Origin of the sequence: Sphingobacterium sp. FBM7-1 (assembly GCF_020687765.1) — a bacterium.
Classification (GTDB): domain Bacteria; phylum Bacteroidota; class Bacteroidia; order Sphingobacteriales; family Sphingobacteriaceae; genus Sphingobacterium.
In genome coordinates this window covers 135,468-162,326 of record NZ_JAJEWJ010000006.1, presented here as the reverse complement: position 1 = coordinate 162,326, position 26,859 = coordinate 135,468, and the positions used below count along the sequence as shown (strand labels likewise).

Here is a 26,859-nt window from a genome sequence, read left to right as displayed (position 1 = left end):
ATATTCAAATGAAAATAAAAGGTTTAAGATGGTATATCATCACGTTAATCGCGATTGCGACGGTTATCAACTACATCGATAGGAGTGCTATTAATATCCTTTGGCCCTATATACATGAAGATTTTGGAATTGATGCCGCTGATTCGAAAAATGCGCTAGCGGCTATCACGACATTCTTTATGATTGCCTACGCGATCGGTCAAACGGCTACTGGCAAAATGATGGACGCGATCGGTACACGTTTGGGAATGACCATTTCCATACTGGGATGGAGCTTATCCATAGCATTACATGCGTTCGCCAGATCTATCATGAGTTTTAGCATTTTCCGACTTTTTCTGGGATTTTTTGAGGCCGGTAATTGGCCGGGCGCAACAAAAAGCAATGCGGAATGGTTTCCTCCTAAAGAACGGGCAATTGCCCAAGGGATCTTTGGTGCAGGTGCGAGCTTAGGTTCCGTGATTTCGGCCCCAATTATCGTTTTATTATACCTTGCTTTTGGTTGGAAAGCTACGTTTGTCCTTATTGGCTTTTTAGGTATAATTTGGCTCATACCATGGCTATATTTCAATCGAAACGTACCCGAAAAACACGCTTTTATCACAGAGGAAGAAAAACAATATATTGTACAGGTTCAAGATAATGTAGTATTACCAACAGTGGAGAAACTCCATTGGAAAGCATTATTGAAAATCAAAAACACCTGGGGAATTATACTCTCGCGTTTTTTTATTGATCCCGTATGGTGGCTGTTCGTCACATGGCTTCCCACATTTTTAAAGGAACAATTCCATTTTGACATCAAGCAAATTGGAGCTTTTGCATGGGTTCCCTATTTATTTGCGGCTTTGGGTTCCCTGAGCGGAGGCTACTATTCTTCTTACCGCATCCGGCAAAATTTACCAGCAGTAGAAGCACGAAAAGAAGCCGTAACCATTGGTGCAGTCATTATGATTATATCATTAATTATCATATTAATACGTTTGGATAATCTACGGGAGTCTCCTGTCTTCGCTATGTGCCTCATCGGAATGACGTTGTTTGGCTTCCAGTTTTTAATCAACAATATCCAAACACTACCAAGTGATTATTTCAACGGAAAAAACGTAGGTACCGTATCGGGAATGGGGGGAACTGCAGCTGTATTAGGAACGCTTATTACAACATGGGCTGTACCCATTATCACACAGACCAGCTACATATCGTTTTTCGCATTAGCTGCCGCTCTGGTACCACTATCATGGATTAGTATAAAATATATTTACTCAAAAAAATAAAAAAACAGATATGAAATTAAAAAACAAAGTCGCTATTGTAACAGGAGGAGGAAGAGACATCGGCAGAGAAGTATCTATCAAATTAGCAAAAGAAGGTGCTAAAGTCGTTATAAACTATTTCGGCAATGAAGAAAAAGCAAAAAAAACCCTGGAACTAATTCAAGCGTTTGGTGGAGAAGCAACGTTGGTCTACGCTGATGTGACGAAATCCGAAGATATCGAAAGGATCGTGCAGACTGCTGCTGACAAGTATGGCAATGAAATCAACATTTTGGTGAATGTAGCTGGCGGACTGGTCGCCAGAAAAACAACAGAAGAAATGGATGAGGAATTTTGGGACTATGTACTCAACCTAAACTTAAAGAGTGTTTTCCTTGCTGTAAAAAACACGCTCCCCTATATGCCTCAAGGAGGTGCAATAGTCAACTTTACCTCGCTAGCCGGACGAGATGGCGGTGGTCCAGGAGCAAGTGCGTATGCTACTTCAAAGGGGGCATTGATGACCTATACCCGTTCCTTGGCAAAAGAATTAGGTCCCAAAGGTATTCGCGTAAATGGCGTCGCTCCGGGCATGATTGCTACGACTTTTCATGATACGTTTACAAAACCGGAAGCACGTCAAAATACAGCTAATGCTACTCCGCTTAGACGGGAAGGGCAAGCATCGGAAGTAGCCGATCTAGTTGCATATTTGGTATCAGAAGAATCGAGCTTTGTGAGCGGAACGAACGTGGATATCAACGGAGGATTAAGTTTCTCATAAATAGACAAGCAAATGGACATCTAACCCATGTGTGTCCATTTGCTATTCAATTACATTATAAACCATATGATCATGAAAACATCGATTTACATCATGTTATTCACCTTCTTATTTTCCATATCATCTGGAAACCTTTATGGACAAACGAGGGTAAAAGTCACTGGAGAAGTAATAGATGCGCTAGGCTCTCCTATATCGGGAGCAAGCATTTCTGTACAGAACAGCAAGCAAGCAACAAAAACAGATGAACAGGGTAAATTTGAAATAAGGGTAGAAAAAGGGGAAATATTACTCATATCTGCAATAGGGTATCAGCGTTATGCAAAACAGATTAACGACACAGAAAATCTAAAAATATCTTTGGATCCTGAAGAAAAAGAAATTGAAGAAGTCGTCGTAATCGGCTATGGTATACAAAAGAAATCCTCCGTAACAGGCTCCGTTAGCAAACTGGTCAATACCAATCTCGACGAAATGCCCTCCTCTCGCCTAGATAACGCGCTAATCGGGAAAATAGCGGGTGTTTCTATCCAAAACGTTTCTTCGGAGGTCGGCGCGGAACCTGTCGTACGTGTACGAGGATTTAATTCCATCAGTTCAAACACATCGCCTTTGGTCGTCGTAGATGGCTACCCTGTACCCGACGGTCTATCCTTTGTGAATCCACAAGATGTAGAGTCCATAGAGGTATTGAAAGATGCTGCATCTGCTGCCATTTATGGTTCGCGGGCAGCGAACGGGGTTATTTTAATTACCACAAAAGAAGGTGTAGCAGATCGCCCGCAATACTCCGTAAAAGCATACACAGGTGTACGAAATACCTTGGAACTACATCCCATAATGACCATGTCTGAATATGTAACCAAACTATACGGCGAAGCCGCATTACGCGAAAACGATCCCTCCGTACCGGAAAATAGAAGAAATTTAATCAATAATAATGAGCGAGCACAGTACGTTATCGAAAATCAAATTATTGGTCAGTCGACAAACTGGCAGCAACTTGCCTTGCAACCAGCGACCATCAGCAATCTTCAGATTGGTCTTTCGGGAGGTAAAAAAGAAATAAAATATTTTTTGACAGCGAATGCACAAACAGATGAAGGCGCAATGCGTTACAATGAAAACGACCGCATGTCAATACGTGCCAAGATTAATGCGACACTTAGCCCAAAACTGAAACTAAACTTTAACATCAATCCATCTTACAATAAAACACAAAGACCAGGTGTAAATTACACAGACTATTACCGCTGGTATTCTTCCGTTCCAGCTTATCACACTGAATTTTCAGCGGCATATGTAAACCAGAATTCGCAATGGGCAAATATAAAAGCCGGAGACTATGCGCAAGCACGACATTTTAATAGTCTACGATATTCGGGGTATATGCCTGATGGCACTTTATGGACGAGTTCAGGCACTTTAGATCCTTGGAATACGGCCAACAACACGCCACTTTCGATTGCCGATCGCGTAAATAATTCCCGTATCCGGTATCGTTTGCTTGGAAGCATGGATCTCAATTATGAAATCATTAAAAATCTAATCTTCAAAACCTCCGTAGGCGGATATTACAATATTAACCAAAATCAAGTATTTACACAGAGTGATGCTAGACAAGACGGCGCAGTGAACCAAGCGACACTTTTCACCCGTCACTACAAAGATTTTCTGTGGGAAAACACCCTAAATTATACGAAAAACATTCAAAAACACAACTTCACAGGGTTATTGGGCTTCACGACGCAACAAACCTGGATCGATGATGCCAATATGGTCGGCAGAGATTTTCCAACAGAAGATTTTAAAACATTAAATCAAGCCGGACAGATAGATCAAAGTTTGACAAATACATTGAAAGACCAAATCGGATTGATATCCTATCTCGGTCGGATTACATACGATTTTGATAATAAATACATGTTAGCTGCGTCTTATCGTATTGACGGCAGCTCGTATTTTGCTAAAGGGAACAAGTATGGTAGCTTTCCGTCGATCTCCGCAGGCTGGATGATTTCGGAAGAAAACGTTATGAAAGACATATCATGGCTGAGTTCCTTGAAAGTCCGCTCAAGCTACGGCGCCACAGGAAACAACAGAATTAATAGCTTCGCCTTTCAGGATCTGATGTATCCCGCGAACTATGCTTTTGGTTCGGGTACGGGCAATATAAATTTAGGCCTCTCTCCCAATGGAGCATTGTTGGCAAATCCGAATATCACCTGGGAAAGAACATTTGAATCCAACACCGGTCTTGACGTCGCTTTTTTAAAGAACCGTATCGCGCTAACGGTTGAATATTACAATTCAAAAACGGATCGGCTACTTTACAATCAAGCCACTATGGCATTTAGTGGTTCCGATGAATATATTAATAATGCCGGAAAAGTTCAAAATAAAGGTATAGAGATCGAATTGACGACCAAAAATATGACAAAACCTCATTTTGAATGGACAACTAATTTAAACATCAGTCACAATAAAAATACGCTGATTGATTTAGGCGGTGAGCCTTTCCAATATAGTTTTGGGGAAAGAAATGAGGTTTATGCGGCCACTATAGGTCAACCTTCTATTCAGTTCTTCGGTTACAAAACAGATGGTGTTTGGCTTTCACAATCTCAAATAGACGAAGCGGTGGCTAATGGATTGACAACCAACATCAGTAATTATCTCATGGCCGGCGGACTTAAAATCGTGGATGTGAATAACGATAACATGATCGATCAAAATGACCGTACCGTTATCGGCTCTCCTTTCCCTGATTTCACTTGGGGCATCACAAACACGTTTAAATACAAAGATTTAGATCTGAGTTTTTTGGTACAAGGGGTACAAGGTGGCCAGCTAGTCAATGGCGATCATAACTATAATGAGTCTAAACGTTTTAACCGCAACGTAGTCGAAAACAGATGGATAAGTGAAATGTATCCCGGCGATGGCGAAACGCCTTATCTTACCAACGGCGTCAATTGGATGTTAACGGACTATGTTGTGGAAAGTGCCTCTTATGCTTCCCTACGATCCGTTATATTCGGTTACACATTCAAACAAAAAACACTAAACAAGCTCGGGGTCAAAGCGCTACGACTGTACGCCTCCGGAGAAAACCTACTTTATTTTATGGGTAACAACTACAGGGGTATTAATCCAGAAGCCCGTACCACCTCGGGTAACTATAATAATCCATTAGTAAATGGCTATCAACGTGGTGCCTTCCCCCTAATGCGTACATACACGTTTGGTCTAGATTTCAATTTTTAAACTGACAAAATCATGAAAAGAATATTGTTATACAGCATGTTAGTCGTTGCGCTAAGTTCTTGCGAACGAATAATTGATATAGACCCTATATCCAATGTCGGCGTTGGTGCATTCTATCGTGACTACAAAGAAGCTAATACGGCACTTACGGGTTGCTACAATGGGATGCATGCACCACTATATAATGAGTGGATGATGACGGAGTTACGTTCTGATCTCTCCTTACAAGGCGTGGCAAATAGCAGTGCTGCACCTAGAATAGAACAAAACGAATTGGATATGTTCACCCTAAATGCCGATCATCTCCAAGTGTATGATTACTGGATAAATACATACCGAAACATCCGTGCAGTAAACTACCTATTAAACAATATGGGTGTTCGGTATATAGACGGCGATCACCAAATCCAACGAAATGCCAATATGACGGAAACGGAATGGCAACATATTGTGGGAGAGGCATTGTTCATTCGGGCTTATCACTATTTTAATATGGTCAGGTTATTTGGGAATATCTTTATGGTAACAGAACCCGTAAACCCCAACACATCAAAATCAAAAAATTACGATACCAAAGAAGATGTCTATAATTTAATCATCGCTGACTTACAAAGGTCCATCGAAGTTCTTCCCGCAATACAATATCAGAACATTCCGTCGGACGATTTAGGGCGCGTCACCCACTGGGCTTCTCGAGCAATGTTAGCTAAGGTATTCCTGACACTCGACAGAAAAAACGATGCTTTATTGGAACTGAATGAAGTAATCAGTAAAAGCGGACATGAATTAGCAACGAGTTATAGCGATGTTTTCTCGATTGGAAATGAAATGAATGCAGAAATCCTATTCGCTGTTCGATACAAGGCCGGCGGTTTTGGTTTGGGCTCTCCATTTGCTAATCTTTTTGCTCCCACTGGCTCAGGATCGGCTGTTGTAAACAATGATGGTGATGGTCTAAATTTCCCGACCTATGAAGCCATGTCCATGTATTATACTTCACATGCAACCAACAAGGATACCCGATATGCTGCCAATCTCGCCATTTATAGTCCTACGAAGCCTTATGTAAAGAAGTACGTTTCGCCTATAATGACACGTTATGACGCGGAAAACGATTTTCCTGTTCTACGATATGCAGATATATTGCTTATGAAAGCCGAAGCACTTGGGTATGACGGGCCAAATGGAGAGTCTGTACAGCTCATCAACACCGTTCGAGAAAGAGCGGGCGCCGTAGAATACGATGGTTCTTCTGCTTTTTCCGCCCAATTCTTCACCTACCCGACCACAGGTACAAACAGTATCGATAGCGAGTCGCGATTTATCGACGCTTTGCTGAACGAACGCAAGTTAGAATTGGCATTTGAAAACCAACGTTTCTTCGATCTCGTACGATTTGGCAAAGCGATAGAAACTTTGAAACAACATTTCGAGAACGAATATCCCGAGCATTACAGCCGAATTGTTCCAGCAATTTCCCTGGAAGATTTAAAAGCAAAAGTGACGGAGCAGCGATTGCTTTTGCCTATTCCGCTTCGGGAGATTACCACAAACAATGAATTAGAACTTGAACAAAATCCTGGATATTAAACCATAAACGTGATGAAAACTATAGTTCATATCATAGCCATAACCGTATGTATTTTCGGCATACTGGCTTGTTCTAAAAAAAGTGAGGACGTGATTCTCAACGATAAGGGAGCAAAAGATGTTGTCGAAGCACAAGATTATACTTTTAACACCGCAACGAAAACATTTACGCCCCAGAATAATATTGAAGCACAAATTACTTCCCAAAAAGATATCAACTTTATATATACTTATCTTATCAGAGAAGGCGTGAGTGATTCATTAGTAGATATCACCTATACACAAGACCTCGATAGCAAACGAAACATCCAATATGTCATGGAGGCTAGTTTATTTGAGCATATACCCATGCAGGATGTTTCCGGATTAAAACTGATGATTAAACGAACAGATAATAGCTCCGACGAAGCTTTTATCAACATCCAAAGCTTTACGCCCCCATTACCTTTTTGGGAGGACATCCCCGCGTCATTGGTTCCCGATGAAGCGAACATCATCCAAATCGCCGCCACTGCGAAATCGGAAAATGGTATCACAAAAATCGAACTGCACGATGATTACCAAGGGACTTTTGTAAAAGTGCACGAAATAGATTTAAACGGTGAAACAACACACACATTTGATTACGCTTACACATATAGACCAAATGCAGCAAATCTAAAACTCATTATGCACGACGCCTATGGGTTGTCATCAGAAGCTGTAATAGCTATTCCGATCCTTCCTTACGAGATATACACCAATGTAATCATGAGCGCACAAGGTACCAACGCCGTAACCTTCAATAATAACGCCATGCTATTGCCGAGTTTTGAATTGATAGGGCCTTGTAATTTCGCTAATAAAGAGGAAGCGATATCTTTCTTTACCTATGCTACCAGTAGTGGTGTATCATTTTATGCACCTACCAACACCACAAATATTATTGGAAATTACCGATGCAACGGCTCACCTTACACACCTATCACATCTCCGTCGAACTGGGTCGCGACACGCTTTCGGGTATTGCTACCATCAAATTCAAGGCAACAACAGGTATATGATGCCTATAATACCAACAATATCCCCGATTTATCAGATGATTTCTTTGACGGAATCTCAGCTCCTTCCAGCTCCGCTCCGCGGTATTCCTCTACAGCGGGAGCATCGGCAAGTATATTCACCCAAGAGGCTTATTTGATCTGGGCAACCATACCAAATCCTCAAGGTACGATCAATGTTTTGCTACGTATCCGTGAAGTGATAGAAAATGGCAACGAATCTTCGATACGGTTTGATCTTTTGGTGCCAAAAAATTAAGTATAGACATATTAAACAATAAATATTATGAAAACATTCATGAATAGCTTACTGATTACATTGCCTCTATTGTCATTCCACGGAGGCGCGTTTACTTCCATATTCGATGTATTTAATACAAAAGAGATAGTAGAAGAGGTGGTGGATGCTAAAAGTTGTGAAATCCACCAAGATATTACGATGAATACACAGGGCAACAGTAAAACTACTTTTGACAATAGCGCACTTATATTGCCGGAGTTCCAATTAATCGGCCCGTGTGCTCTGAACAATAATGAAAAGAAAATAGCATTGCTCGCTTACTACACAAGCAAGGGCGTGTCTATTTATTCGCCCAACAATGCAACGAATATCATCAAAAATTACAGGTGTAATGGAGCTCCATACGAAGCACTAGTGGTGCCTGCTGAGTGGACAGCGACCCGTTTTCGGGTACTGCTCCCATCGAACAAAAGACAGCGCGCCATTTATGAAGCATTTAATTCCGGAGATATCACCCAGCTTTCCGACGACCTCTTCAAGGGAATCCCAGAACCGTCGAGTTCGGCAATACGATATTCAACAACCGAAACACCTGCATCTAATGTATTCAATACGATAGACACCTATCTAATTTGGGCAAAAATTCCTACGGAGCAGGGAAATATGAATGTATTAATGCGTATGAAAAAAGTAACAGAAAACGAGAATTTATCGACTTTAAAGTTTGATTTGGCTATACCAAAAGATTAATTTATTAGGGAGCAATAAGAGAAAAACATGAAAAAAATAATTGGAAGCATCTTACTCCTGCTACCGTTAATTATCTTTGGTAACGATATATCCGTATCAACACCGCAGGAGCTTGAGCAGGCAGTAAAAAAAGCAAATCCTGGAGACCGAATCATCATTACGAATGCTGGTATATGGAAAGACGTCAGCTTGAAGATACGTGGACATGGAACAGTACAGCAACCCATCGTTATCACCACTAGCGATGACGCCCCTTTATTCATAGAGGGTGTATCGTCCCTATCCATAGCCGGTGAACATCTCCACTTCAAAAACTTCTACTTCCGGAACGGGCATGCGACTAAAAATTCCGTGATTACATTTCGAATAAGTGATGATCTGGCTAACCACTGTACGATTGAAAATTTTGTTATTGACCATTACAATAAGCGGAATCGCTTTGACAGCGATAATTGGGTTATACTTTGGGGGCAGCACAATCGTATTATCCACTGTACTTTTGACGGAAAAATCAATGCAGGCCCGGTACTTATTGTCGAGTTAAATGATGAAAGAAGCCAAAAGAATTTTCATCTTATCGAGAAAAACCATTTTAAAAACCGGTATCGTTTAGGCTCCAATGGAGGAGAAACGATACGGATAGGCGTTTCCCGCTACTCCATGCACGATTCCAACACGCGATTGATCAATAATTTTTTTGAGCACTGCTCAGGAGAAACGGAAATCGTTTCGATAAAATCTGGCACCAATTACATAGCAGGAAATTATTTTTTCGAATGCGAAGGTTCTTTGGTATTGCGTCATGGCGATAACAATGTTGTAGATGGTAATATATTTGACGGTAACTTCCAAAAGGAAACCGGGGGCGTCCGAATGGTTAATTCCGGCCATGTCATCAAAAACAACATATTCAAAAACCTTCGTGGTAAAGGATTCAGATCACCATTAACGATTATGAACGGTGTTCCTAATTCGCTAATAAACCGCTACATGCCTGTGAAAGATGTCAAGATCCATCATAATACTTTCGTCCAGTCCGGAAGTTTGGTATTTGGCGGCGGGAAAGATAACGAACGTACCGTCGCACCAGAAAATATTGCGTTTGAAAACAATGCTTTTGTACTGTACAGCAAAGAATGGTATATCGATAACAATGGAAAAGGAATAACCTTCGCCAACAACAACACGTCAGATGTTTTCCAGGATGTAAAGGTAAACAGCGATAGCTTTGGTTCTACTTTAGTATCCAAAGATGTACAAACAGATGCCTATTTTCCTACGAAGCATATCATCCGAAACGCGGAAGAATTGCACAACGTCCTCCAACATGCACAGGCACAGGATACGCTTTTCCTGCAATCCGACCAATTGATCTTCGGTTTGGAGCAGCCCCTCATTATTGACAAACCGTTGGTCATCACCAGTAATCAAAAACAGACCTTAGTAAGTAACACATACAAGACGCTGCCAGCATTTATTATTATCGCCAACAACGGCTCACTCCATATAGAAAACATTCATTTTCTAGGCACGCATGAAAGCTACGGAAATGTTCGCGCGGGAATCAATACGGATATCGACGGTGTATTACAGCGCTACACCTTAAAAGTCAAAAACTGCACATTTACCGATTTTAACGAAAGTACCTTTGCGGGAATAAAAGCCGAGAAAGCCTCTTTTGCCGATTCACTCCACATAGAAAACTGTGTGTTCTATAACATATCGGGCACCGGTATAGCCTATAACGCCGAACGCGAAGATAAAGGCATCTACAATGTTGAAAATGTATGGATTAAAGATTGTATATTTTCCAATATATTAAATAGTGCTGTTGATATCTATAGAGGTGGAAATGATGAGAGTACGACCGGCCCTTTTGTGGAGATATACCATTGTACATTCAATGAAGTCGATAACAAAGAACAAGGTGCTGCCGTAAGATTAATAGGGCCACAATACATTCGTTTCACGAACAACAATGTATACAAGTCTGGCCAAGGGGGACGAAGTATTGAATGCCGTGAATTTCGATATCATGATATCCTTATCGAAAATTCCAATTTTTTCGAATCTGGAAAAATCGAAACTTTTTACCCGCAAAATAGTGGGCAAAACAGTGCTGAAAAACCGATTCTCATGGACTACAAAGAATTAAACAAACAGCTCCCAAAATCTTTTAAAAACAATCAAATAATAGGAAGCCATGAACTTATATAAAAACACCATCGTATTGTTATCCATCATCTTGTTCTATAGCAACTGTTCGGCCACCATCAATACACCCTACGCTGATCCCCGACCTGATCAGGCCGTAAGAATTGAAGTTAAAAACGTCGATGAACTACATGCCTTAAATCCCAACCCTGGAGACACCATTTATCTTGTGGACAGCCTATGGGAAAACAGTCAAATAACGCTGAAAGGCATAGGGACAGCTGATAAGCCAATCGTCTTTCGGGTAGCCGACCCCCAAAAAACAAGCTTTTCCAAAAACTCTAATCTAACGATAGACGGTGAGTGGATCATTGCGGATGGGTTTGTGTTTAAGGATGGATTTTCAACAGGGAAAGATGTGATTATATTCTCCAAAAAATCATCCCACTGTACGTTGAAGAATACGGCCATATTGGATTACAATCCCGATAACAAGGAAGTAGATTACAAATGGGTCTCTCTGTACGGCACGCATAATGCCGTGGTAAACTGTGAGTTTACAGGTAAAACTCATTCAGGAACCACTCTTGTGGTATGGCTAGATGAAAATCCCAATCATCATATCATTACCCGGAATTACTTCGGCCATCGTCCTGAACTGGGAACAAATGGGGGCGAGACCATCCGGATAGGAACAAGCCATTGGTCTATGCATTCATCCAACACACTCGTCATCAATAATATCTTCGACAATTGTGATGGTGAAATTGAGATCATTTCTGTCAAGTCATGCCATAATACCATCGAGGATAACCTTTTCTACGAATGCTCGGGAACATTGACACTCCGTCATGGAAATGATAATATCATCCGAAATAACTTCTTTATTGGCAATGAAAAAGCCAACTCGGGTGGAATACGTGTCATCGGGGAACGTCATCTTGTGGAAGGTAATTATCTCTATAAACTAAAAGGAAAATCTTTACGAGCTTCCTTATCGATTATGAATGCCGTAGAAAACCCGGAGCTTAATGCATATTTTCAAGTCCAGGACGCACAAGTCAAAAACAACATTGTTGTTGGATGCGCAGAAGGTATCATTATCGGTGCCGGTGCCAATACTACCCGTACCGTCGTTCCCAAAAACCTTACCATACAAGGCAATATATTACAAAATGTTTCTACCGTCATTAAATATGAAGCACAGCCAATTGGGTTAAGCATTGATAATAATCAAACAAATGCTTCTATATCGGAAAATGGGTTTTTGAAACTAAATGAGTTACTGGAGGCCAACGAATATGGCATATATACCGATATGCCTGCTTTTTGGCTAGACAAGAGCAACAAGATAGGTCCTGACGGGACAAATCTAGATCAAACAAAACTAGTAGGTAAATAATCGCCCAAAGTGACAACATCCTACCGGAAACTACCATGTATATTAGGTGGATTGGCAACGATTTCGTAGACAACACTATAAAGTTTAAAAAAATAACGCTAATTTAACCTCCAAAATAAATATTCATGAACCTTATATTATCTTTCGGCGAAATATTAATCCGACAACAAAGTTTAGGCAAGACATTTTTTGATAAAGAAAATAATCGTCTAGAAATTTTTCCTGGAGGTTCGGAAGCCAATGTAGCAGCCGGACTTGCCCAGATGGGAAACAACGCGGCCTATGGCAGCGCGTTTCCACAAAATGCTTTATCGGAGGAAATTTTAAAAATTCTGAATACCGTCGGGGTGAAAACCGATAAATCGCTTCATATTGGAGACCGAATAGGAACCTATATACTCATGTCTGCCAATGGGCTATCAAAAGGAGAAGTTATCTATGACCGGAAATATTCGAGTTTCAGTCAGTTAACGATCGCAGATATTGATGTAAACAAATTATTAGATGGTGTGACGTGGCTCCACTGGACAGCACTTACGCCGGCACTTAACCAAAACATGGCCGATCTGATGGATACGCTCCTCCAAGAAGCTGCCAGCCGTAACATTACCATTTCGGTCGACTTAAACTACCGAAACCGTTTGTGGCAATATGGAAAACAGCCGATCGATGTAATGCCTCAACTTGTCGCGCACTGCGATGTGGTGATGGGTAATATTTGGGCAGCGAACAAGATGCTTGGCACAGATGTAAACGACACCTTGGATAGAAACACCCCACAAGACACTTATCTAACAGCTGCTAGAGAATCTGCGGAACAAGTTTTCGAAAAATATCCTAAATGCAAACACGTGGCCTACACCTTCCGTTTCATGGACGGTCCGAATCACAACCTATTTTACGGCACATACCATACCCCCACAGAACACGTCTCTTCGGAGATCATGGAAACGTTTGAAGTAATCGACCGTATCGGCAGTGGCGATGCATTTATGGCCGGATATATCCATGCCTTGGTTAACAACATGACGGCTCAAGAGGTTATTGATACCGCTACAGGAGCAGGATTTCAAAAGCTTTTTGTAAAGGGCGATTTTGGTAACGGTAAGATCAAATAACAGCATAACAGATAAACAAAAAAGGCAGCAAAATTTGCTGCCTTTTTTGTTTTATTAGAACGATTAATCCTCTTCCTTGGAAGCCAGTAATTGATCGTATTCTTCTCGCGAACCAACAATGATGTTGCTGTATTCCCGCAAACCTGTTCCAGAAGGAATCAAGTGACCTACAATTACGTTTTCTTTCAAACCTAACAAGTCGTCACGTTTACCTGCAATCGCAGCTTCGTTCAAGACTTTGGTAGTTTCTTGGAACGACGCAGCCGAGATAAACGACTTGGTTCCTAGTGAAGCACGGGTAATACCCTGTAGCAACGGACTTGAAGTCGCTGGGATAGCGTCGCGAACTTCTACTGTTTTTAAATCTTGACGACGCAAGCTGGAATTTTCTTCCCGAAGCTTACGCATCGTTACAATTTGACCAGCTTTCAGTTCATTCGAATCCCCTGCGTCCACGACAACCTTCTTATCAAATAAGGAATCGTTTTCTTCCATGAAATCCCACTTGTTCACAGCTTCTTTTTCTAAGAAACGTGTATCGCCCGGATCCTCAATATTCACTTTCTGCATCATTTGGTGAACAATCGTTTCAAAGTGCTTATCGTTGATTTTCACCCCTTGCAAGCGATAAACTTCCTGTATACCATTTACGATATACTCTTGAACCGCTGCTGGACCTTTAATAGAAAGGATATCAGATGGAGAAATAGAACCATCAGACAATGGCATACCCGCTTTTACAAAGTCATTATCTTGCACCAAGATATGCTTAGACAATGGTACCAAGTATTTTTTGATCTGTCCATCTCTGGATTCGATCGAAATCTCGCGGTTACCACGTTTCACACCACCCAAGGTAACAACTCCATCGATTTCCGTAACAACAGCCGGATTCGACGGGTTACGTGCTTCGAACAATTCCGTTACACGAGGAAGACCCCCGGTGATATCACGTGTTTTACCTGTTGCGCGAGGAATCTTAGCGAGGATTGTACCCTCTTTGATTTTTTGCTTATCCTGAACAGAAACGTGTGCCCCTACCGGAATATTGTACGAGCGTAAGGTATCTCCCGCTAAGTCCGCAATCTTAATGGTTGGGTTTTTAGTTTTATCACGCGTCTCAATAATAACTTTCTCTTTGTGACCAGTTTGTTCATCCGATTCGTCACGGAAGGTAACGCCCTCAATAATCGATTCGAACTCAATTTTACCCGGAAACTCGGAGATGATTACCGCGTTATACGGATCCCAATCAGCCAGCACTTTACCCTTTTCTACTTTATCCCCATCATTAACGTATACACTTGCACCGTAAGGAATAATTTGATTATAGAGTACCTTTCTGTCCTCCCCAACGATACGCACCTCTCCCGAACGTCCGATAGCTATCTGATATGGTCCTTCTTCGCCTTCTTTAGCTACAAATCGACCATTTTCAAACTCTATCTTACCGTCATATTTCGCCACGATACTAGATTCCGCAGCAATATTAGATGCCGTACCACCGACGTGGAACGTCCGTAACGTCAGCTGTGTACCCGGTTCACCGACGGACTGCGCCGCGATAACCCCCACAGCTTCACCCATCTGCACACGCTTACCAGACGCTAGATTTCGTCCATAACACGTTGTACACACACCACGTTTAGCTTCACAGGTCAATACCGAACGAATCTCAACCCCTTCGATACCAGCCTCTTCGATTGCCAATGCGATATCTTCGTCAATATCTTCGTTTGCAGCAACAATTAGCGCCCCTGTCTCCGGATGATAGACATCATTCAATGGTGTACGTCCTAAGATACGGTCGTATAGTGGTTCAACAATATCGTCATTTTCTTTAAGCGCAGTTTTATATAAACCCCGTAGCGTGTTACAATCTTCTTCCACCACGATCATATCTTGCGCAACATCATGTAGACGACGGGTCAAGTAACCAGCATCCGCTGTCTTCAATGCCGTATCCGCAAGACCTTTACGCGCACCGTGAGTAGAGATAAAGTACTCCAAAACCGATAAACCTTCTTTGAAGTTCGATAAAATCGGGTTCTCGATAATCTCACCGCCTGAGGTACCAGATTTCTGAGGCTTAGCCATCAGACCCCGCATACCACATAACTGGCGAATCTGTTCTTTCGATCCACGTGCACCAGAATCCAACATCATATAAACCGAGTTGAACCCTTGGTTATCATTCGAAAGAATATCCATCACGTATGCCGTCAATCTATTGTTGATACGTGTCCAGATATCGATAATTTGATTGTAGCGTTCGTTGTTCGTAATGAAACCCATGTTATAGTTATTCATTACCTCTTCCACTTCATTTGTCGCTTGCTCAATCAAATCCGCTTTAGCAGCCGGAATATTCAAATCTTGCAGGTTGAAAGACAAACCGCCTTTGAAAGCCGTTTGGAAACCTAGCTCTTTCATATCATCCAAGAACTGTGCCGCACGAGCCATACCCGTACTTTTCACAATATCCCCAATAATATTACGCAAAGATTTCTTAGTCAGGAGTTCGTTGACATACCCCATCTCCTCAGGCACAATCTGATTAAAGATTACCCGACCAACGGTAGTTTCAATAATACCCTCCGTGATTTGACCGTCTTTACTTCTGTTCTTCGTTTTTACTTTGATGAATGCGTGCAAATCAACTTGATCCTCGTTCAAAGCAATAATAACTTCTTCCGGAGAATAAAATGTCATGCCCTCGCCCCTTACTTTATGATCCGCTGCAGACTTCCGGCCTTTCGTAATATAATAAAGCCCCAACACCATATCCTGAGACGGAACCGTTACTGGAGAACCGTTCGCAGGGTTAAGAATGTTGTGCGAAGCCAACATTAAGATTTGAGCTTCCAATATAGCCGCATTACCTAAAGGTAAGTGAACAGCCATTTGGTCACCGTCGAAATCGGCGTTGAATGCGGTACACACCAATGGGTGTAACTGGATCGCCTTACCTTCAACTAGCGTCGGTTGGAAAGCCTGGATACCTAAACGGTGAAGTGTCGGTGCACGGTTAAGTAATACCGGGTGCCCCTTCAATACATTCTCCAAAATATCCCAAACAACCGGATCTTTACGATCCACGATCTTTTTCGCTGATTTTACGGTTTTTACAATACCTCTTTCAATCATCTTACGGATGATAAACGGTTTGTACAACTCCGCAGCCATGTCCTTCGGAAGACCACACTCATGAAGTTTCAAGTGCGGACCAACGACAATAACAGAACGCGCCGAGTAATCCACACGCTTACCCAATAAGTTTTGACGGAAACGACCCTGCTTACCTTTCAAAATATCGGACAACGATTTCAACGCACGGTTACCCTCGGTTTTCACCGCATTCACTTTACGCGAGTTATCAAATAACGAATCCACCGCTTCCTGAAGCATACGTTTCTCGTTACGCAAGATAACTTCCGGCGCTTTAATTTCGATCAAACGTTTCAGACGATTATTACGGATAATAACACGACGGTATAAATCGTTCAAATCAGAAGTCGCGAAACGACCACCATCCAATGGAACCAATGGTCTCAACTCCGGCGGAATAATCGGAACAATTTTCACGATCATCCACTCCGGACGATTTTCGATACGCGTATTAGCCCCACGGAAAGCTTCCACAACGTGAAGACGTTTTAACGCTTCGTTTTTACGCTGTTGTGAAGTCTCATTCGCTGCTTGGTGACGTAAATCATAAGATAATTGATCTAAGTCGATACGTTTCAAAAGTTCCTCCATCGCCTCAGCCCCCATCTTCGCGATGAATTTCTGCGGGTCTGTATCATCCAGATATTGATTTTCTTTTGGCAAAGTATCCAAAATATCCAGATACTCTTCTTCTGTTAAGAAATCCATATAGGAAATACCATCTTCTTCCTTAATACCTGATTGGATAACCACGTATCTTTCGTAGTAGATGATCATATCCAACTTTTTGGTCGGAAGACCCAACAAATAACCTATCTTATTAGGAAGAGAACGGAAATACCAAATATGTGCCACAGGAACAACCAAGTTGATATGTCCCATGCGCTCACGACGTACTTTTTTCTCCGTAACTTCCACACCACAACGGTCACACACGATACCTTTATAACGAATACGTTTGTATTTACCACAGTGGCATTCATAGTCTTTTACCGGACCAAAGATACGCTCACAGAATAAACCATCACGCTCAGGTTTGTAGGTACGATAGTTGATCGTCTCTGGTTTTGTAACCTCACCACTAGAACGCTCCAAGATTGTTTCCGGAGAAGCCAAACTGATCGTAATCGACGTGAAGTTGCTTTTAATTTTATTATCTTTTTTGTAAGACATACTTATAAAAAGTTAAAGCTGTATGCTTGATTAATCTAATGTGATATCTAATCCTAAACCGCGTAGCTCATGTACCAATACATTAAACGACTCCGGTACCGATGGAGTTGGAAGGTTATTACCTTTCACGATAGCCTCATACGTTTTGGCACGGCCAACAACATCGTCTGATTTCACGGTTAAGATCTCCTGAAGGATATTCGACGCACCAAATGCTTCCAATGCCCATACCTCCATCTCACCAAAACGCTGGCCACCAAATTGTGCCTTACCACCTAACGGTTGTTGCGTAATTAGCGAGTATGGTCCTATAGAACGTGCGTGCATTTTATCATCCACCATGTGACCAAGTTTCAACATGTAAATTACACCCACCGTAGTCGGTTGATCAAAACGCTCACCTGTCAAACCATTATATAAATAGGTTCTTCCAGACTTCGGCAATTCAGCTTTCGCAATCCAATCTTCCACTTCATCCATTTCCGCACCATCAAAAATCGGTGTGGCAAACTTAGTTCCGAGTTTCTGACCGGCCCATCCCAAAACAGTTTCGTAAATCTGTCCAAGGTTCATCCGCGAAGGTACCCCCAATGGGTTTAGTACGATATCAACCGGCGTACCATCTTCCAAGAACGGCATATCTTCATCGCGAACGATACGCGCAACAATACCTTTGTTACCGTGACGTCCCGCCATCTTATCACCCACTTTCAACTTACGCTTTTTCGCAACATAAACTTTCGCCATCTGAACGATACCCGATGGAAGTTCATCTCCTACAGAGATAGCAAACTTATCCCGCTTAAAGGCACCTAATTCTTCGTTAACTTTGATGTTGTAGAAGTGAAGAGCCAACTTAATCAGTTCGTTTTTATCTTCGTCTGTCGTCCAACCGGTTGGGTTAATATGTGCATAATCCAAATCTATCAGGATTTTCTGCGTGAATTTCGCCCCCTTCGGCACCAATAATTCTCTATATACATTGAATACCCCTTGGCTAGTTTTACCGTTTACGATCGTAAACAATTTTTCCACCAAACGATCTTTCAATATTTTCACCGCCTTATTGTGCGCAACCTCTAATTTGTCTAATGCTTTTCTTTCTGCATCTTTCGACATTTTTTTAGCACGTGAGAACAGTTTCGTATCAATAACAACACCCTTCAACGATGGCGAAGCTTTCAGAGACGCATCTTTTACATCTCCAGCTTTGTCACCAAAGATAGCACGTAGTAATTTCTCTTCCGGTGATGGATCCGACTCCCCTTTAGGAGTGATCTTACCAATCAAGATATCTCCACCGTTTACCTCCGCACCTACACGGATGATGCCATTCTCGTCTAGATCTTTAGTAGCTTCCTCCGACACGTTCGGAATATCCGAAGTTAACTCCTCTTCACCACGTTTTGTATCCCGCACTTCCAATTCAAACTCTTCAATATGCAAAGAGGTGAACAAGTCTTGCGATACCACACGTTCAGAGATTACAATCGCATCCTCAAAGTTATATCCCTGCCAAGGCATGAACGCCACTTTCAAGTTACGACCTAACGCCAACTCACCATTCTCCGTTGCATACCCCTCACACAATACCTGACCTTTGCTTACTTTCTGCCCTTTTATCACAATAGGCTTCAAGTTGATACAGGTATTTTGGTTGGTTTTCTTAAACTTGGTAAGTCTATATGTTTTCACATCGTTATCAAACGACACTAAACGATCATCATCTGTGCGCACGTAACGAATTTTGATCTCGTTAGCGTCCACATATTCTACCACACCTTCACCCTCTGCATTGATCAAGGTACGCGAATCCGATGCTACGCGAGCTTCCAATCCAGTACCTACAATAGGCGCTTGCGGCTTCAATAAAGGAACTGCTTGACGCTGCATGTTCGATCCCATCAACGCACGGTTGGCATCATCATGTTCCAAGAATGGAATCAACGAAGCAGCAATCGAAGTGATCTGGTTAGGCGCAACGTCCATATAATCCAATTTCTCCGGCTCAATAATCGGGAAGTCACCCTCATATCTCGCTTTTACTTTTGGATCTTCAAAGTTACCTTTATCATCGTATTGCGCATTTGCTTGCGCAATAGTTTTATCATCCTCATCCTCCGCAGACAAGTAAACTACGGGTTCATCAACGACGACTTTACCATCTCTTACTTGACGGTAAGGCGTTTCAATAAAACCTAAGTTGTTAATTTTCGCGTGTACAGCCAACGAAGAAATCAAACCGATATTCGGACCCTCTGGTGTTTCAATTGTACACAGACGACCGTAGTGCGTATAGTGAACGTCACGCACTTCGAAGCCCGCACGCTCACGCGAAAGACCACCGGGACCTAAGGCTGATAGACGACGCTTGTGCGTAATCTCTGCCAATGGGTTCGTTTGATCCATAAATTGTGACAACTGGTTTGTTCCAAAGAAAGAGTTGATCACGGACGATAACGTACGTGCATTAATCAAATCAGTCGGTGTAAACACCTCATTGTCACGAATATTCATACGTTCCCGAATGGTACGCGCCATACGAGAAAGACCCACACCAAATTGTGCGTACAACTGCTCACCTACCGTACGTACACGACGGTTGGATAAGTGGTCAATATCATCCACTTCCGCTTTAGAGTTAATCAAGTTGATTAAATACTTCACGATAGCAATAATGTCCTCGCGTGTCAATACTTTCGTATCATCTGCCGTATCTAATTTCAACTTACGGTTAATCCGGTAACGACCGACATCACCTAAATCATAACGTTTATCCGAGAAGAACAAACGATCAATGATACCACGTGCAGTTTCCTCATCTGGTGGTTCCGCGTTACGCAATTGCCTATAGATGTGTTCCACAGCCTCCTTTTCAGAGTTCGAGGTATCCTTTTGTAAAGTATTATATATAATGGAGTAGTCCGCATTGTTTGCACCATCTTCTTTTGCCAGGATAATAGATTTTACCCCTGCATCGATAATCATTTCAATGTGGTCTTCCTCTAAAACAGTTTCACGTTCTAAGATAATTTCATTTCTGTCGATAGACACCACTTCTCCCGTGTCCTCATCCACGAAATCCTCTATCCATTTTTTCAACACCCTAGCCGCTAAACGACGACCAACGTATTTCTTCAGACCGGATTTACTAACTTTAACTTCATCTGCGAGATCGAACAATTCTAAGATGTCTTTATCTGAGTCGTAACCGATCGCACGTAACAAAGTAGTAACCGGGAATTTTTTCTTCCGATCGATATACGCATACATCACGTTGTTAACGTCTGTAGCGAACTCGATCCAAGATCCTTTAAAAGGAATTACCCTTGCAGAATAAAGTTTCGTACCATTTGTGTGTCTACTCTGACCAAAGAATACGCCTGGGGAACGGTGTAACTGAGAAACGATAACACGCTCAGCACCATTGATCACAAAGGTACCTTTTGGCGTCATATAAGGAATCGTTCCCAAATATACGTCCTGTACAATGGTTTCGAAATCCTCGTGTTCTTCGTCATTACAAGATAACTTCAACTTCGCTTTGAGCGGAACGCTATACGTCAACCCCCGCTCGATACATTCCTGTATATCATAGCGTGGCGGATCGATAAAATAATCCAAAAACTCTAGTACGAAGATGTTTCTTGAATCAGAAATAGGGAAGTTTTCCGAGAAAACCTTGAACAGCCCTTCCTGATGGCGGTTGTCAGAAGTAGTTTCTAATTGAAAAAACTCCTTGAAAGATTGCAATTGCACATTTAAGAAATCCGGATAATCGATAACCTTCTTACTTATTGCAAAATTCACTCTTTCTTGTTGCATATTATTGTTTGCCAAGGGAATAAGTATTTTAGTTTAAAAAAACTGAGCCAACTATGCTGTAATCATGTCTTTATCAGATGCCAGCAACCATCTGATACACGTAATAATATAAACAGGAATAGACTCTGACAATATATTGACAGAGTCTAAACCTTTAAGGTGCTTTTCTAAGCTGAGATTACTTAACCTCAACTACTGCTCCAGCTTCTTCTAATTGTTTTTTCAACGCTTCAGCTTCGTCTTTAGAAACACCAGCTTTCAATTCCTTAGGTGCAGCGTCCACTAAATCTTTAGCTTCTTTCAAACCTAAACCAGCTAGGTCTTTCACCAATTTAACTACTGCCAATTTCTGACCACCAGCTTCTTTCAAGATAACGTCGAATGAAGTTTTCTCTTCAGCAGCAGCAGCACCGTCGCCACCAGCAGCAGGTCCTGCAACAGCTACAGCTGCAGCAGCAGGCTCGATACCGTACTCGTCTTTAAGGATATCAGCTAATTCTTTAACTTCTTTTACTGTTAAGTTAACCAACTGTTCAGCAAGTTGTTTTAAATCTGCCATTTTATTTTGAATTTTTGAATGTACTTAATAAAGATTGTTAATTATAAACACGAACTTTTATAAGAGGTGTTCGTTAGCCTCTTTCTTCTAAAGCTTTTACTAAACCTGAAATTGTATTTCCACCTGATTGAAGTGCAGAAATAACATTCTTCGCAGGAGATTGAAGCAATGCAATAACGTCAGCAACAAGTTCTTCCTTAGATTTAAGGGAAACTAGCGCATTCAATTGATCGTCACCAACAAAAGCAGTCTCTTGGATGTAAGCCGCTTTTAAAAGGGGCTTATCACCTTCTTTACGCAATTGTTTGATCAATTTCGCTGGTGCATTTCCTGTTTCAGAGAACATCAACGTAGAAGCGCCTTTAAGCACACCACGCAACTCTTCTGAATCAATTCCGGCTTCCTCAAGGGCTTTCTCGATCAAGGAATTTTTAGCAACTTGAATCGCTATACCTTGCTCGTAACCCTTACGGCGAATATTATTTACTTTTTCAACAGTTAAATCAGCAGTATCCGTAATGTAAAAATTACCGTAAGATTTAATCTGCTCGGCCAAAGCTTGAACAATTGCTTGTTTTTCTTCTTTTCTCATGATTAAATTCCTGCTACTGATTTAGTCTCCACGTGAATACTAGGACTCATCGTTGAAGAGATGTGAATACTCCTAAAGTATGTTCCTTTAGCAGCAGACGGTTTAAGACGTGCAATAGTTTGTAATACCTCTAATGCGTTGTCATAAATCTTATCTGCTTCGAACGACGCTTTACCCACTGAAGTATGGATGATACCTGTCTTGTCGACTTTGAAATCAATTTTACCACCTTTAACTTCCGTTACAGCTTTACCTACTTCCGTAGTCACTGTACCAGTTTTAGGGTTAGGCATTAAGTTTCGAGGACCTAAAATACGTCCTAATTTACCCACTTTTGCCATAACGCTAGGCATAGTAATAATGATATCAACGTCAGTCCAACCACCTTCGATTTTGCTGATATAGTCATCAAGACCCACGTAATCCGCACCTGCTGCTTTAGCTTCTTCTTCCTTGTCAGGAGTACACAATACTAAAACACGCACAGCTTTACCGGTTCCGTGAGGTAATGTCGCGATACCGCGAACCATTTGGTTTGCTTTACGAGGATCCACGCCTAAACGAACGTCGATATCCACAGAAGCATCAAATTTCGTCGCTGTAATCTCTTTAACTAAAGCTGCTGCTTCTTTTAAAGAGTACGCCTTACCAGCTTCAATTTTGGATAGTGCCGCTTTTTGATTTTTTGTTAATCTAGCCACTTTCTTAAACTGATTTCGTTAATTAATTGTTCCAAGGAGCGCTACCAGAAACGGTAATGCCCATACTACGTGCTGTCCCAGCGACCATTTTCATGGCTGCCTCTACAGTAAATGCATTCAAATCAGGCATTTTATCTGTGGCAATAGCCTCAACCTGCTCCCATGTAATAGAAGCAACTTTTTTACGGTTAGGCTCACCAGATCCGCTTTTCAATTTAGCTGCATCTTTTAACTGAACAGCTACTGGCGGAGTTTTAATGATAAAATCGAACGACTTGTCACTATAAACTGTAATGACAACAGGCAATACTTGCCCTGGTTTGTCTTGCGTACGAGCGTTGAATTGCTTACAGAAATCCATAATGTTCACCCCTTTAGCACCTAATGCAGGTCCTACTGGAGGAGATGGATTCGCAGCACCGCCCTTTACTTGTAATTTTACTAACGCACTGACTTCTTTTGCCATTTTGTTTTGAATTTAATTGTTAAATGTTTGTTAGTAAGGTGGAAGCATTATAACGTAACATTTATTCTTGCGCAGGCTACCCATCAACTAGATAACCAAACGAGGTGCAAAGATAATAAGAAGTTTCGAAATAAAAAATGTAAAATTAAAAACAAATAAAAAAGGGCGATCTATGTGGATCGCCCTTTTTCTATAAAGATTTCAATTACTCTTTCTCAACTTGCATATAATTGAGTTCTAGTGGCGTTTTCCGACCAAAGACTTTTACCATAACGGTTAATTTCTTTTTATCTTCATGAACCTCTTCGATCTCACCCGTAAACCCATTGAATGGCCCGTCGTTCACTTTCACGGTTTCTCCCACATAATAAGGAACATTCATACTTTCACCCTGTTCCGCCATCTCGTCTACCTTACCTAGTATCCGATTTACTTCAGCAGGACGCAACGGAATCGCATTCCCGGCCTTGTCACCCAAGAAACCGATAACACTATTCAAGTTTTTAATTGCGTGCTCAATCTCACCGTCCAATGCCGCTTCGATTAAAACATAACCGGGATAATAGTTACGCTCTTTTGCAACTTTCTTCCCATCGCGCATTTGGTAATATTTTTCCATTGGGATCAATACCTGAGGCACTAAGTGCTGAATGCCCAAACGGCTCACCTCCGCCTCGACGTATTGCTTCACCTTCTTCTCTTTTCCACTAACGGCACGAACTACATACCATTTTAACGATTGATCTGCCATAAAATTATAACGATAAATTTAGGAAGTAATTCCATACAACAACTCCAATAAGTTACTTGAAGCCTTATCCATCACAAATATCAACAACGCAATAATGACAGACGCTACAAGTACCACCACTGCGGAGTTTTGCAATTGCGCCCAAGTAGGCCAAGTTACTTTCTCTGTAACCTCTACATAGGAGCTTTTTATAAAATCAAGTACTTTAGCCATTTTAGTTTACCTAAATCTTTTTAGCAGGGGTACCAGGATTCGAACCCAGACCAACGGTTTTGGAGACCGCTATACTAACCATTATACTATACCCCTTGGTTTTTTTTGATGACGCAAATATAGCGTTTCAACACTATTAGCGCAAATATTATTTACTTTTTTTCTACGCTAATTAATCAATTCTTAGGTAGAAAAAAACAAGCTAACTAGCCTTTAGCTAATTAGCTTGTTTTATTGTATTAGAATAATCTAAAAGATTACGCTACAATTTCAGTTACCTGACCAGCACCTACTGTTCTACCACCTTCACGGATAGCGAAACGTAGACCTTTTTCCATCGCGATAGCGTTGATCAATTTCACACTGATTGTAACGTTATCACCAGGCATAACCATTTCAGTACCTTCTGGCAACGAGATTTCTCCTGTTACGTCAGTTGTACGGAAATAGAACTGCGGACGATATTTGTTAAAGAATGGTGTGTGACGACCACCCTCTGCTTTTGACAATACGTAAACCTCAGCTTTGAAGTCAGTGTGAGGAGTTACAGAACCTGGTTTACAGATAACCATACCACGTTTGATATCAGTTTTCTCAATACCACGTAACAATAGACCTACGTTATCTCCAGCTTCACCGTAATCCAAAATCTTACGGAACATCTCAACCCCTGTTACAGTAGATTTCAAGTTCTCAGCACCCATACCTAAGATGTCAACTGGATCACCAGAGTTAATTACACCTCTTTCGATACGACCTGTAGCAACTGTACCACGACCTGTGATAGAGAATACGTCCTCGATTGGCATCAAGAAAGGAAGATCTGTCAAACGTGGAGGAATCGGAATGTAGTTATCTACTGCTTCCATCAATTCCATGATTTTATCAACCCACTGCTCTTCGCCGTTCAATGCACCAAGTGCAGAACCTTTTACTACTGGAATATCATCACCTGGGAATTCGTAGAAAGATAAAAGTTCGCGAACTTCCATTTCAACTAGTTCCAACAACTCTTCGTCGTCAACCAAGTCAACTTTGTTCAAAAATACTACTAACGCAGGAACACCTACCTGGCGAGCCAACAAGATGTGCTCACGAGTTTGAGGCATCGGACCATCGGTCGCAGCAACTACGATGATAGCACCATCCATTTGGGCAGCACCAGTAACCATGTTTTTCACATAGTCAGCGTGACCTGGACAATCAACGTGCGCATAGTGACGGTTCGCTGTTTGGTATTCTACGTGTGACGTGTTAATTGTGATACCACGCTCTTTTTCTTCAGGAGCAGAGTCAATTGAATCAAATGAACGTGCTTCTGAAAAACCTTTATCAGCTAATACCTTAGTGATAGCCGCTGTAGTAGTTGTTTTACCGTGGTCAACGTGACCGATTGTACCGATGTTTAAGTGCGGTTTACTCCGGTCAAATTTCTCTTTTGCCATGTTTATGCGAATTAGTAATTATAAAAATGTTTCTTTATTAAATTCTTTACAAAAGTAATAAACTTTCATATTTCTTGAGCCAAAGATGGGATTTGAACCCACGACCTCTTCCTTACCAAGGAAGTGCTCTACCCCTGAGCTACTTCGGCTTTCTCAAAAAGCCTATCTACAGATAATAGCCTCTACCTATTTGGACAATTAATCAAAAAGACAGAGACTTAAAATCAAACTTTAAAAATGAGCGGAAGACGGGCCTCGAACCCGCAACCTATAGCTTGGAAGGCTATCGCTCTACCAATTGAGCTACTTCCGCTGGTTGATTTCAGCGGTCTTGATAACCCACAAAGGAGCCAAACAAAACCAA

At 41.5% G+C, this 26,859-nt stretch carries 18 protein-coding genes and 3 tRNA genes; 9 read left to right on the top strand and 12 right to left on the bottom strand.

Features of this window, described 5'->3' with window-relative positions:
* Positions 1 to 8: 8 nt before the first annotated feature.
* From LKO28_RS11835 to LKO28_RS11795, 9 genes are all read left to right on the top strand, one after another.
* Positions 9 to 1,277: an MFS transporter gene (locus LKO28_RS11835; RefSeq protein WP_227695079.1), complete on the top strand. Its 1,269-nt coding sequence runs from the start codon at positions 9 to 11 to the stop codon at positions 1,275 to 1,277.
* A 10-nt stretch (positions 1,278 to 1,287) separates the two neighbouring features.
* Positions 1,288 to 2,040: an SDR family NAD(P)-dependent oxidoreductase gene (locus LKO28_RS11830; protein ID WP_227695078.1), complete on the top strand. Its 753-nt coding sequence runs from the start codon at positions 1,288 to 1,290 to the stop codon at positions 2,038 to 2,040.
* A 72-nt stretch (positions 2,041 to 2,112) separates the two neighbouring features.
* Entirely contained in the window at positions 2,113 to 5,307 is a 3,195-nt protein-coding gene (locus LKO28_RS11825) for a SusC/RagA family TonB-linked outer membrane protein (RefSeq protein WP_227695077.1), read from the top strand.
* Between the two features lie 12 nt (positions 5,308 to 5,319).
* The gene (locus LKO28_RS11820) at positions 5,320 to 6,897 is read left to right on the top strand and encodes a RagB/SusD family nutrient uptake outer membrane protein (protein WP_227695075.1); all 1,578 of its coding nucleotides are present in this window, start codon (positions 5,320 to 5,322) and stop codon (positions 6,895 to 6,897) included.
* Positions 6,898 to 6,909: 12 nt separating this feature from the next.
* A complete protein-coding gene (locus LKO28_RS11815) occupies positions 6,910 to 8,196 on the top strand; it encodes a hypothetical protein (protein ID WP_227695074.1) in 1,287 nt (428 codons plus the stop codon).
* Between the two features lie 27 nt (positions 8,197 to 8,223).
* On the top strand, positions 8,224 to 8,928 hold the full coding sequence (locus LKO28_RS11810; protein WP_227695072.1) for a hypothetical protein: 705 nt from the start codon (positions 8,224 to 8,226) through the stop codon (positions 8,926 to 8,928).
* Between the two features lie 27 nt (positions 8,929 to 8,955).
* Positions 8,956 to 11,145, top strand: a complete 2,190-nt coding sequence (locus LKO28_RS11805; RefSeq protein ID WP_227695071.1) for a chondroitinase-B domain-containing protein — start codon at positions 8,956 to 8,958, stop codon at positions 11,143 to 11,145.
* Positions 11,132 to 12,484, top strand: a complete 1,353-nt coding sequence (locus LKO28_RS11800) for a polysaccharide lyase 6 family protein (protein ID WP_227695070.1) — start codon at positions 11,132 to 11,134, stop codon at positions 12,482 to 12,484. The genes LKO28_RS11805 and LKO28_RS11800 overlap by 14 nt, the downstream gene beginning before the upstream one ends.
* A gap of 125 nt (positions 12,485 to 12,609) precedes the next feature.
* Entirely contained in the window at positions 12,610 to 13,602 is a 993-nt protein-coding gene (locus LKO28_RS11795) for a sugar kinase (RefSeq protein ID WP_227695069.1), read from the top strand.
* Positions 13,603 to 13,665: 63 nt separating this feature from the next.
* On the opposite strand, the gene rpoC is transcribed toward LKO28_RS11795, so the two are convergent.
* The 12 genes from rpoC to LKO28_RS11735 all read right to left on the bottom strand — a co-directional run bounded on the left by rpoC (position 13,666) and on the right by LKO28_RS11735 (position 26,808).
* Positions 13,666 to 17,943: a DNA-directed RNA polymerase subunit beta' gene (rpoC, locus tag LKO28_RS11790; RefSeq protein WP_227695068.1), complete on the bottom strand. Its 4,278-nt coding sequence runs from the start codon at positions 17,941 to 17,943 to the stop codon at positions 13,666 to 13,668.
* A 30-nt stretch (positions 17,944 to 17,973) separates the two neighbouring features.
* Positions 17,974 to 21,768, bottom strand: coding sequence for a DNA-directed RNA polymerase subunit beta (gene rpoB, locus LKO28_RS11785; RefSeq protein WP_411028043.1), 3,795 nt, complete (start codon positions 21,766 to 21,768; stop codon positions 17,974 to 17,976).
* 178 nt (positions 21,769 to 21,946) lie between these two features.
* Positions 21,947 to 22,327, bottom strand: a complete 381-nt coding sequence (gene rplL / locus LKO28_RS11780) for a 50S ribosomal protein L7/L12 (RefSeq protein ID WP_227695066.1) — start codon at positions 22,325 to 22,327, stop codon at positions 21,947 to 21,949.
* A 73-nt stretch (positions 22,328 to 22,400) separates the two neighbouring features.
* The gene (rplJ, locus tag LKO28_RS11775) at positions 22,401 to 22,919 is read right to left on the bottom strand and encodes a 50S ribosomal protein L10 (protein WP_227695065.1); all 519 of its coding nucleotides are present in this window, start codon (positions 22,917 to 22,919) and stop codon (positions 22,401 to 22,403) included.
* Between the two features lie 2 nt (positions 22,920 to 22,921).
* Positions 22,922 to 23,620: a 50S ribosomal protein L1 gene (gene rplA / locus LKO28_RS11770; protein ID WP_227695063.1), complete on the bottom strand. Its 699-nt coding sequence runs from the start codon at positions 23,618 to 23,620 to the stop codon at positions 22,922 to 22,924.
* 22 nt (positions 23,621 to 23,642) lie between these two features.
* Positions 23,643 to 24,086, bottom strand: a complete 444-nt coding sequence (gene rplK, locus LKO28_RS11765) for a 50S ribosomal protein L11 (RefSeq protein ID WP_227695061.1) — start codon at positions 24,084 to 24,086, stop codon at positions 23,643 to 23,645.
* Positions 24,087 to 24,291: 205 nt separating this feature from the next.
* Entirely contained in the window at positions 24,292 to 24,837 is a 546-nt protein-coding gene (gene nusG / locus LKO28_RS11760; protein WP_189625109.1) for a transcription termination/antitermination protein NusG, read from the bottom strand.
* Between the two features lie 18 nt (positions 24,838 to 24,855).
* Entirely contained in the window at positions 24,856 to 25,050 is a 195-nt protein-coding gene (gene secE / locus LKO28_RS11755) for a preprotein translocase subunit SecE (RefSeq protein ID WP_227695060.1), read from the bottom strand.
* Between the two features lie 24 nt (positions 25,051 to 25,074).
* Positions 25,075 to 25,146: transfer RNA gene (locus LKO28_RS11750), tRNA-Trp, on the bottom strand.
* Between the two features lie 161 nt (positions 25,147 to 25,307).
* Positions 25,308 to 26,495, bottom strand: coding sequence for an elongation factor Tu (tuf, locus tag LKO28_RS11745; protein ID WP_227695059.1), 1,188 nt, complete (start codon positions 26,493 to 26,495; stop codon positions 25,308 to 25,310).
* A gap of 77 nt (positions 26,496 to 26,572) precedes the next feature.
* Positions 26,573 to 26,644 (bottom strand) — tRNA-Thr (locus LKO28_RS11740).
* 91 nt (positions 26,645 to 26,735) lie between these two features.
* A tRNA-Gly gene (locus LKO28_RS11735) sits at positions 26,736 to 26,808 on the bottom strand.
* Positions 26,809 to 26,859 lie beyond the last annotated feature (51 nt).